Raw genomic sequence first — 8,952 nt, 5'->3', positions numbered from 1 at the left:
CGGTACCGATCGGCGTCGCGGTGCTGCCGCCCGCCCTGCTGGTGCTCGCCGACCTGGTACGGCCGGTGCTCGTGGCCCGGTACGCGCTGGTGGCGTTGCCCGCGACCGTCGTCGCGGTGACCGGCGCCGCCGTACGCGGTGGCCGGGTGGCGCGGGTGGCGCTGGCGGTGGCGCTCGTCGCGGCACTCGGGACGACGCTGGTGCAGCAGGCGCGGCCGTACAAGTACGAGGATTTCCGAGCGGCGACGGATGCGGTGACCGACGCGGCCCGGCCCGGCGACGGGGTGGTGTTCCTGCCGCTGTCCAGCCGCGTCGGCTACCAGGCGTACGTGGGGCGCGAGCGCGACGGTGTCGTACCGACGGATCCGTTGCTGTGGAAGGATCCCGTGGCCGCCGACCGGATCGGTGGCCGGGAGGTCGCCGCTGCCGCGGTGGCTGCGCGGGTGCACGCCGCTCGCCGCGTCTTCCTGTACGGCACGGATCTGGTTGCGGGTGCGGTCGGCACCGGTGCCGCCGACGCCGCGAAGGCGCGTGCGGTGGCCGGCTACCGGGTCCGCTGGGTCCGGCACTTCGGTCTCGTCTCGGTCGCCCTGGTCGTCCCGCCCCGGAACCCTTCCGTGACCCCGATCTGTCCATAGTGGACGGAGTAAGTCGGTTGGCGGCGCGCGCCACGGATGGGGGAGAATTGCGGCCCGGGACGCCCCGCGGGCGGGCGCGAGGAACGTGGAAGGACGTGCGGAACCCATGGGGGAGAACGGATTCCCGCTGCCGGCGTCGGCGCGGGAGCTGACCGACGACGAGTGGGCACTGGTCGAGGTGGCGCGCCGCGCGATCGACGAGAACACCGACGCGGAGCCGGACGGCGACGGCGTGCACACCATGGGCGCCGCGGTGATGGCGGCCGACCACCGGATGTACGCGGGCGTCAACCTCTACCACTTCACCGGTGGCCCGTGCGCCGAACTCGTCGCGCTCAGTGCGGCGCGGGCGCAGGGCGCGCGGCAGATCGTGTGCATCGTCGCGGTCGGCAACCACGGGCGCGGCGTGGTCGGCCCGTGCGGGCGGGACCGCCAGGTGTTCCTGGACTACCACCCGACGATGCGGGTTCTCGTCCCCACTCCGTACGGGCCGCGCTCGGTGCGCGCGGTGGATCTGATGCCGTTGGCGCAGCGGTGGACCTCGGAGTCCGGCACGGGCCCGTTCGACCCGTCCGTGTACGACGATCCCGAGGCGTCCGGTCCGCAGACGGTGCGGTTCCACCCGCGGTACCTCGACGCGGTGCGGTCCGGCGCGAAGACGCGGACGACCCGGTGGGGTGAGGCGGTGACGACCGGTCCGGCCCGGTTCGTGTTCGAGAGCGACCCGGAGGTGGTGCTGTCCGCGACGGTCACCGACGTACGGGGCTGCACGGTGGCCGAGCTGACCGACGAGGACGCGCGGGCCGAGGACCTCACGACGGCGGACGACCTGCGGGCCGCGCTCGGTACGCACTATCCGGCGATCGGGCCCGCGGACGCGGTCGACGTGGTGACGTTCCGGGTCGATCCGGACCGCTGACTCAGCGCAGGTCGAGGCGCATCAGCACGCGCGGATGCCCGGAGAGTACGGAGCTGGTGTCCGCCGCGTACGTGAAGCCGGCGCGTTCGAAGTTCCGTCGCAGCCCCGGGTACGCCATGGTCGTGTCGACGCGCGCGTCGCCGTTGTCGAGCGGGTACGCCTCGATCGCGGGCGCGCCGTGCGACCGGGCGAACGCGACGGCACCGGCGATCAGCGCGTGCGAGACGCCGCGCCTGCGGTGGCCGGGCCGTACCCGGATGCACCACAGCGACCACACGGGCAGGTCGTCGACGTGCGGGATCTTCCGGTTCCGCGCGAACTGGGTGGCCGCGCGCGGCGCCACCGCCGCCCACCCCACCGGAGTCTCCCCGTCGTACGCGAGGACGCCGGGCGGCGGATCGGCCCGGCACAGCCCCTCGACGTACTCGGCGCGGTCGCGGCCGCGCAGCTCGTTCGCGAGCTTCGTCGGGATCCGGTAGCTGAGGCACCAGCAGACGGTCGAGTCGGGAGACTTCGGGCCGACCAGGGTGCGCACGTCCGCGAAGACCGTGGCCGGGCGTACGTCGATGCTCATCGCACCACCATGTCACGCCTCCCGGTCAGGGCCCGAAGGCGGCCGAACGGCCGGATCCCGGTCGCCGCAGCGGATACGGTCAGGGTGCGGTGAGCAGGTGCTCGATCAGGTCGGCGGCGCGCGCGGCCCCGCCGCCGGCCCGGAACCGTTGCGCCAGTTCGGCCGCGGCCGTACGCGGGGCCGGGTCGGTCAGCGCGCGCTCGACCGCGCCGCGCAGCGCGTCCACCGGTACCGGGCGGTGCGACAGGTGCTGGCGCAGGACGAGGGCCGCGCCGCGCTCGGCGAGCGCCTGCCCGATCAGGAACTGCTCCACCTGCTGCGGCACCACGACCAGCGGTACGCCGGCGTCGATGCCCTCCAGCGCGCTGTTCATCCCGCCGTGCGTGACGAACACGGACGCGCGCCGCAGTACGGCGAGCTGCGGAACGCTGCGCCGGGCGACGGTGTTGGCCGGCAGGGGCCCGAGCGCGGCCGGATCGGTGCCGCCGGTCGCGAGTACGACGCGGGCGGGGTGGTCGGCGAGAGCGTCGCGGCAGGCGCGGAAGAACGCCGGGCCGGCGCTGTGCAGCGTGCCCAGCGACACCAGTACGACCGGTCCGTCGCCGGCGAGGTGCGCCGCCAGGTCGGGGTCGAGCGGCGCGGTCGGGGCGGCCGGATCCGTTGTGGTACCGACGAAGTGGCAGCTGTCGTCGACCCGCGGGTCCGGTGGCTGCAACTCGGCCGGGACGCCGAACACGGTGAGGTCGCCGCGCATCGGCAGCATCGGCGAGCGCGGTACGAGCCCGGCGCCGAAGCGGCGCAGGACGGCGCGGCGGCCGCGGACCGCGGCGGGCAGGTCGCGCAGACCCGGGCCGGCGACGGTCAGGCTCTCCCGCAGGCTGAGCGCCCGCATCGCCGCGGTACCAACGAAGAACGTGGTCATGAACGAGATCGTGGGCAGCCCGACCGTACGCGCGGCGATGCGTCCCCACAGCGCGTTCGAGTCGTGCAGCAGGGCGGCGGGCGGCCCGGCCCGGAGCAGGTCGACCAGGAACGGCGCGAGCGCGGTCGTGGCGCGCAGGATCCGGGCGACCACCGCGACGCTGCTGCCCGAGGCGGTGGCCGCCGCGATGTCCCGTGACGTCAACACATCCACCGGGTACGGCACGAAGCGCGCGCCGGCGCCGGTGATGCGGTCCGCGAACTCGGCGTCCGCGGCGTACGTGACGTCGACGCCTCGGCGGGTCAGCTCGGCGACGACCGGCAGGGTCGGGTTGACGTGTCCCGCGGCGGGCATGCCCGCGATCACCAGCGTGGCCATGGCGGAGACCCTAGGCCAGAAGTTGCATGATGTGCAAGATTGCAGATCATGCACCGAGGGCGCTAGCGTCGGGGCGTGGACGACTCGCTCCGGGAGCGCAAGAAGCGCCAGACCCGCCAGGCCCTCGCCGCGGCCGCCCTGCGCCTGTTCACCGAGCAGGGGTACGAGCGGACCACGGTGGCGCAGATCGCCGCCGCGGCCGACGTGTCCGTCCGGACGCTGTTCAACCACTTCCCGACCAAGGACGACGTACTCTTCGGCAACGACGAGCACGCCGCGGAGATCCCGGTACGCGTGATCGCTGGTCGGCGGCCGCGGGAGAGCGTGTCCGCGCTGCTCGTCCGGGCGTACGAGGAGATGCTGGCGGACAACCGGGTCAACGGGCTCGGCACCGACACGGCCGTGCTCGCCGGGTACGTGCGGCTGGTGACGACGGTGCCCGCGTTGCAGGCCCGCGCGTTGCGGTCGAACCACCAGCTCCAGCGGCGCATGGCGTACGCGCTGGTCGAGGTGGCGCCGGAGCTGGACCTGGTCGGCGCCGCCGCGATGATCGGCGCGGTGGCCGGCGCCGCGCAGGCCGCCGCGTTCATGAGCATGGAGCTGGGCCAGTCGGACCGGCAGTTCTGGGCGGCGCTGCGCCGCGGCGTGGAGACCGCCGTCCGCGGCGCCGCCCACCCGCCCCGCCGCTGACGACCCTTTGCAGTACGACCGGATTGCGAACGGTAGGATCGGTGATGCAATCCAGTCGTACTGCAAAGGAGCGGCGATGGCGGACGGGTGCACCGTACGGACCGAATCCGGTGCGGTACAAGGGATGGAAGGTGACGGTTGCCGCCGCTTCCTCGGCATCCCGTACGCCGCACCGCCGGTCGGTGAGCTGCGCTGGAGGGCACCGCTCCCGGCAGTACCGTGGGACGGGGTGCGGGACGCCAGCCGCGCCGGCGGCATCGCACCACAGGCGCCGACCGCGGTGTCCCCGGTGCGCAGCGAGTCCGAGGACTGCCTGTTCCTGAACGTCACCACACCCGGGTACGACGACGGCACGCTCCGACCCGTACTGGTGTGGGTGCACGGGGACGGCGCGTCCGGCGCGGGCAGCTTCTTCGACCCGTACCGGATCGTGCGGGGTGGCGACGTCGTGGTCGTGACGGTCAACTACCGGCTGGGGATCTTCGGCGGGTTCGGGCTGGCCGGGTTGCCGGACTCGGGCACGTTCGGGCTGCTGGACCAGCAGGCGGCGTTCGGGTGGGTGCGGCGCAACATCGCGGCGTTCGGCGGCGACCCGGCGAACGTCACCGTCTTCGGCGAGTCGTACGGGGCGCTGTCGGTGAGCGCGCACCTGACGTCGCCCGGCGCGGCGGGGCTGTTCGACCGGGCGATCGTGCAGAGCGGGTTCGCGCTCGCCGACCTGCCCGCCGGCACGTTCTTCCCGGACATTCCCGCGGTGCCGTCGATGGGGTTCCGGCCGCTCGCCGAGACGTACGGGCTCGGGGCGGTCGTGGTGGACCGGCTCGGGCTCGGCGGCGCCGGCGACCCGGTGGCAGCGCTGCGCGCGGTACCGGTGCCCGACCTGTTGCCGTACACGTCGATGTTCCTGAACCTCGCGTACGGCGGGCCGGCGCTGCCCACGGACCCGGCCGCGGCGCTGCGGTCCGGCCGGCACCACCCCGTGCCGGTACTGGCCGGCAACACCGCCGACGAGGCCCGGCTGATGGTCGGCGTGTTCCGGGAACTGGCCGGCAGACCGGTCACGGAGCGGGAGTACCCGGAGTTGCTGCGCGCCGCGTTCCCGGACAGCGCCGACATCATCGCCGCGCGCTACCCGACCGCCGCGTACGGCTCCGCGGCACTGGCGTGGGCCGCCGTCTGCACCGACCGGGTGTGGGCGCTGCGCACCCGCGAGCAGCACCGCGCGCTCGCCGCGACCGTTCCGGTGTGGGCGTACGAGTTCGCCGACCGCGACGCCCCCGCGTACGTGGCCCTGCCGACCGGGTTCCCGGCCGGCGCGTACCACTCCGCGGAACTGCCGTACCTGTTCACGATCGCCGGCGTGGACGTCACGCTCCGCCCCGACCAGCGCGCCCTCGCCGACACGATCATCGGGTACTGGACCCGCTTCGCCCGTACCGGCGACCCGAACGGGCCCGGCCTGCCGCACTGGCCCGCGTACGCTCCCGCGGAACACGTGCAGCGGCTCGCACCCGACGCCGTCGGGCCCGCCCGGTACGCCGCCGACCACCAGCTCGACCTGTGGGAGGCCCTCACCTGATCAACTACCATCCGCTCGACCCACGCCACACGCACGGAACGCGACACCGCGGCACACCAACGGATCACGTCACCGGGGTGTGGCGCGTCAGTACCGGAAAGGGAACGGGAATGCCGAAGCGGGTGGACCACGACCAGCGGCGGCGCGAGATCGCGGCCGCGCTCTGGCGACTGGCGCGCCGCGGCCGGCTGGACGGCGCCAGCCTCAACGAGGTCGCGGCCGAGGCCGGCGTGTCCAAGGGCCTGGTGCAGCACTACTTCGCGAGCCGCGACGACCTGGTCGACTTCGCGCTGGCGGAGCTGCGGGTCCGCGTCGACCGGCGGCTGCGGGAGCGCGCCGGTCCCGGGCCGGGCGGTCACCGGGCTGCGTTGCGGTCGCTGCTGGTCGCCCTGCTGCCGTTCGACGACGACGGCGCCGACGAGGTACTCGCCGGGCACGCGCTGTTCGGCCGGGCGTTGCGGGACGAGGCGGTGGCCGAGCGGTTCCGGGCCGGGCGGGAACAGCTGCTCGCGCTGATCGGCCGGTCCGTCGCGGCGGCCCGCGCGGCCGGCGAGATTCCCGCCGAGCGCCAGCCCCGCCAGGAGGCGCGTATCGCGTTGTCGGTTGTCGGCGGCCTCGCCGAGGCGGTACTGCTCGGCGAGGCGACCCGTACCGGCGCCCTGCGTACGCTCGACTACCACCTCGGCGGGCTGTTCACCCGGTGAGCTGTCGGCGGCGGGCGAGCTCGTCGAACAGGTCGACGAGTTCGGGCCGGTCGAACGGGCCGACGTGCGGCGCCGCGACGCTGCGTACGTCGGTGGGGTTGTCCGGGGTGAGGCGGTCCGCCTCGCGGATGAACCGGTCCTGCAACGCCGGCGGGATCAGCCGGTCCGCCGTGAACCGCACGTACGTGCGGGGGATCCGGCCCCACGTCGCCGCGTGCCCGCGCGCCTCGGCGACCGGGATGGTGGCGGTCTCGTCCGGCTCCAGCATGTCGAGCAGCCGGTACAGCTGCGCGTCGGTGAACCCGCCGGCGAGGCACCGGCGTACGCCGTCGGCGACGGCCGGGTCGGCGGAGCGCCAGTTGAGCCGGTTGACGCCGAGCACGGCGGGGTCGGCGACCTTCGCGGCCTCCACCAGCGGCAGCAACGAGTCCGCGTTCTCCGGGGTTCCCAGGTACGCCACCATGTTCGGCAGGTCGACGCAGCAGTACGCGGAGAGGTAGACGACCCGCTCCAGCAGCTCCGGTACGGCGTTGCCGACGAGGCTGACGGTGACGCCGCCCTGGCTCGCCCCGGCGAGTACGACGGGGCCGTGGCGGTGGGCGCGGCGGACCACGTCGACCACGTGCGTGACGTAGTCGTCGATGGTGACGGCGGCGAGCGGGGACGGTTCGGTGGCCAGCGCGGCCAGGTCCTGCGGCGCCTGGTACGCCCGCGGCAGGTGCGCGTCCGCGCCGTGCCCCGGCAGGTCGACGGCCACCGCGCGGTGCCCGCGCAGCGTCAGTTCGCGGACCAGCCCGGCGCACCAGTACGAGGAGGAGTTGGTGCCGTGCACGAACACCAGCGTCGGTGGCCGGCGGTCGGTCGCGGTCTCGTGGTTCGCAGTCATGGCAACCTTTCTCGATGGATCGGGCGGGAACGGGGGAGCGGTCAGGGGCGCCACATCGGCCACAGCGGCGGGCCGCCCCCGACGCGTACCGGGGCGCCGAGGTCGGCGAAGCCGTGCCGCCGGTACAGTGCGCGGCTGCGCGGCGAACTCGCCTCCAGGTACGCGGCGGTGCCGGTGTGCGCCAGCCCGTGCCGCAGCAGCGCCGACCCGAGCCCGCCGCCCTGCCGCGCGCCGCGCACGCCCATGCACGCCAGGTACCGGTGCGGTACGTCGGCGGGATGCCGGGCGGCCAGCGCCGCGCCGAGCGCACCCAGCCGGCCGCCGGCACCGTCCGGATCCCCGTACGGGGACTGGCCGGCGGCGAGCGTCAGCCACACCGCCGCGCCCCCGCCCTGCCCGGCCAGGTACGCCTCGGCGGCGGGATGGTCGAGCACGTCGGCGTGGAACCGCTCCTGGCGCCGGGCCCGGTCGGCCGGGTCGGGAAACAGCCACCGCACCACCGGATCCCGCGCGAACGCGTCGGTGAGTACGGCGAGCACGGCGGCACGGTCCGCCGTCCGCCGCACCGATGCGTACTGTGTATCGGTCGTCATGCCCTCGACCGTAGCGAGAACGGTGGCACAAGTCCTTTTCCGGCGACGCGAAGTGTGCTGACCCCGGGGCTGGTGAACTAGTACACTGGGCGGCCGGAGGAGGAGGTGACATGACGGGGAGGGGTGACCCGCCGTACCGGCGGATCGTCGCGGAACTGCGCGGCCGGATCCTCGACGGCGAGCTGCGGCCCGGCGACCGGCTGCCGTCCGTCCGGCAGATCGCCCGGCACTGGGGCGTCGCCGTCGCCACCGCCACCCGGGTACTCGCGACGCTGCGCGACGACGGCCTGGTGGAGCCGCGGGTCGGCGCCGGCACCGTGGTGACCGCCCGGACCGCGCGCCGCCGCCCCGCCGCCCTGCCCGCCCGGCAACCCGCCGTACGACGGGCGCTCGGCCGGCGGCACCTGCTTCGTACCGCGATGGCCGTGGCGGACGCGGGGGGGCTGGACGCGGTGTCGATGCGCCGGCTCGCCGCCGAACTCGGCGTCGGCCCGATGTCCCTCTACCGGCACGTCGCGCACAAGGACGAGCTGGTGACCGAGCTGGTCGACGCGGCGTTCGGCGAGGTGGAGCTGCCCGCGGACGGCCCGCCCGGCTGGCGCGCCAAGCTCGACCTGATCGCCCGCCGGCACTGGCAGCTCTGCCGCCGGCACCCGTGGCTGCCGCGCGCCGTGTCGTTCACCCGGCCGCTGCTCACGCCGACCCTGACCGCCCACACCGAGTGGACGCTGCGCGCCCTGGACGGCCTCGGCCTGCCCGTGGCGACCATGGTCCGCGAGGCGCTGACGTTGCACGGCCTGGTCGTGACGGTCGCGCTGTCCGTCGCGGACGAGATCGAGGCCGAACAGGAGACCGGGGTGTCGCTCGACGGCTGGTGGCTGGCCCGCCGCGGGCACGCCGAGGAGCTGCTCGCCAGCGGCCGGTTCCCTTTGCTGGCAACGGTTCCCGCCGACGCCGCGACGGACCTCGACGCCCTCTTCGAGTACGGGTTGGCGCGGCACCTCGACGGCTTCGCCGCCCTCGTCGCCGCCGAGGGGCACGCGGGCTGACGCGACCGCCGGACGGGCGG

General features: G+C 74.7%; 10 protein-coding genes. 6 read left to right on the top strand and 4 right to left on the bottom strand.

The genetic code is table 11. The features are described 5' to 3' along the window. Together Aru02nite_RS03735 and Aru02nite_RS03730 are read left to right on the top strand one after the other, a co-directional pair. Positions 1–638: hypothetical protein (locus Aru02nite_RS03735; protein WP_203654882.1), on the top strand; the 638-nt coding region annotated here is incomplete at its 5' end. Between the two features lie 106 nt (positions 639–744). After that, positions 745–1,557 carry an ASCH domain-containing protein gene (locus Aru02nite_RS03730; protein WP_203654880.1) on the top strand — a complete coding sequence of 271 codons (813 nt, stop codon included), beginning with the start codon at positions 745–747 and terminating at the stop codon, positions 1,555–1,557. Between the two features lies 1 nt (position 1,558). Here Aru02nite_RS03730 and Aru02nite_RS03725 read toward each other — a convergent pair whose 3' ends face one another. Together Aru02nite_RS03725 and Aru02nite_RS03720 are read right to left on the bottom strand one after the other, a co-directional pair. Further along, positions 1,559–2,131: a GNAT family N-acetyltransferase gene (locus Aru02nite_RS03725; RefSeq protein ID WP_203654878.1), complete on the bottom strand. Its 573-nt coding sequence runs from the start codon at positions 2,129–2,131 to the stop codon at positions 1,559–1,561. A 79-nt stretch (positions 2,132–2,210) separates the two neighbouring features. Beyond that, positions 2,211–3,431: a macrolide family glycosyltransferase gene (locus tag Aru02nite_RS03720; RefSeq protein ID WP_203654876.1), complete on the bottom strand. Its 1,221-nt coding sequence runs from the start codon at positions 3,429–3,431 to the stop codon at positions 2,211–2,213. A gap of 75 nt (positions 3,432–3,506) precedes the next feature. Here Aru02nite_RS03720 and Aru02nite_RS03715 point away from each other — a divergent pair, with 75 nt between their 5' ends. The 3 genes from Aru02nite_RS03715 (at position 3,507) to Aru02nite_RS03705 (ending at position 6,404) form a co-directional block, all read left to right on the top strand. Beyond that, the gene (locus tag Aru02nite_RS03715; RefSeq protein WP_203654874.1) at positions 3,507–4,121 is read left to right on the top strand and encodes a TetR/AcrR family transcriptional regulator; all 615 of its coding nucleotides are present in this window, start codon (positions 3,507–3,509) and stop codon (positions 4,119–4,121) included. Between the two features lie 76 nt (positions 4,122–4,197). Further along, positions 4,198–5,700 (top strand): carboxylesterase/lipase family protein, encoded by a 1,503-nt coding sequence (locus Aru02nite_RS03710; protein WP_203654873.1) that lies wholly within the window; start codon positions 4,198–4,200, stop codon positions 5,698–5,700. Between the two features lie 110 nt (positions 5,701–5,810). Beyond that, positions 5,811–6,404 (top strand): TetR/AcrR family transcriptional regulator, encoded by a 594-nt coding sequence (locus tag Aru02nite_RS03705; RefSeq protein ID WP_203654872.1) that lies wholly within the window; start codon positions 5,811–5,813, stop codon positions 6,402–6,404. Here Aru02nite_RS03705 and Aru02nite_RS03700 read toward each other — a convergent pair. Both Aru02nite_RS03700 and Aru02nite_RS03695 read right to left on the bottom strand, forming a co-directional pair. Beyond that, positions 6,394–7,290, bottom strand: a complete 897-nt coding sequence (locus tag Aru02nite_RS03700; protein ID WP_203654871.1) for an alpha/beta hydrolase — start codon at positions 7,288–7,290, stop codon at positions 6,394–6,396. The two genes, Aru02nite_RS03705 and Aru02nite_RS03700, sit on opposite strands and share 11 nt — an antisense overlap. Positions 7,291–7,331: 41 nt before the next feature. Further along, positions 7,332–7,883 (bottom strand): GNAT family N-acetyltransferase, encoded by a 552-nt coding sequence (locus Aru02nite_RS03695; RefSeq protein WP_203654870.1) that lies wholly within the window; start codon positions 7,881–7,883, stop codon positions 7,332–7,334. Positions 7,884–7,993: 110 nt separating this feature from the next. On the opposite strand from Aru02nite_RS03695, the gene Aru02nite_RS03690 reads away from it, so the two are divergent. Next, positions 7,994–8,932: a GntR family transcriptional regulator gene (locus Aru02nite_RS03690; protein WP_203654869.1), complete on the top strand. Its 939-nt coding sequence runs from the start codon at positions 7,994–7,996 to the stop codon at positions 8,930–8,932. Positions 8,933–8,952 lie beyond the last annotated feature (20 nt).

The organism is Actinocatenispora rupis (assembly GCF_016861975.1).
Taxonomy (GTDB): domain Bacteria; phylum Actinomycetota; class Actinomycetes; order Mycobacteriales; family Micromonosporaceae; genus Actinocatenispora; species Actinocatenispora rupis.
The sequence above is the reverse complement of the archived record's forward strand: the minus strand, read 5'-3'. Positions and strand labels throughout refer to the sequence as shown.

Bases quoted from the DNA above. Each gene is read 5' to 3' on its own strand.
- Aru02nite_RS03690 (WP_203654869.1), top strand. From the start codon at position 7,994: ATGACGGGGAGGGGTGACCCGCCGTACCGGCGGATCGTCGCGGAACTG.
- Aru02nite_RS03705 (WP_203654872.1), top strand. From the start codon at position 5,811: ATGCCGAAGCGGGTGGACCACGACCAGCGGCGGCGCGAGATCGCGGCC.
- Aru02nite_RS03725 (WP_203654878.1), bottom strand. From the start codon at position 2,131: ATGAGCATCGACGTACGCCCGGCCACGGTCTTCGCGGACGTGCGCACC.
- Aru02nite_RS03700 (WP_203654871.1), bottom strand. From the start codon at position 7,290: ATGACTGCGAACCACGAGACCGCGACCGACCGCCGGCCACCGACGCTG.
- Aru02nite_RS03720 (WP_203654876.1), bottom strand. From the start codon at position 3,431: ATGGCCACGCTGGTGATCGCGGGCATGCCCGCCGCGGGACACGTCAAC.
- Aru02nite_RS03730 (WP_203654880.1), top strand. From the start codon at position 745: ATGGGGGAGAACGGATTCCCGCTGCCGGCGTCGGCGCGGGAGCTGACC.
- Aru02nite_RS03695 (WP_203654870.1), bottom strand. From the start codon at position 7,883: ATGACGACCGATACACAGTACGCATCGGTGCGGCGGACGGCGGACCGT.
- Aru02nite_RS03710 (WP_203654873.1), top strand. From the start codon at position 4,198: ATGGCGGACGGGTGCACCGTACGGACCGAATCCGGTGCGGTACAAGGG.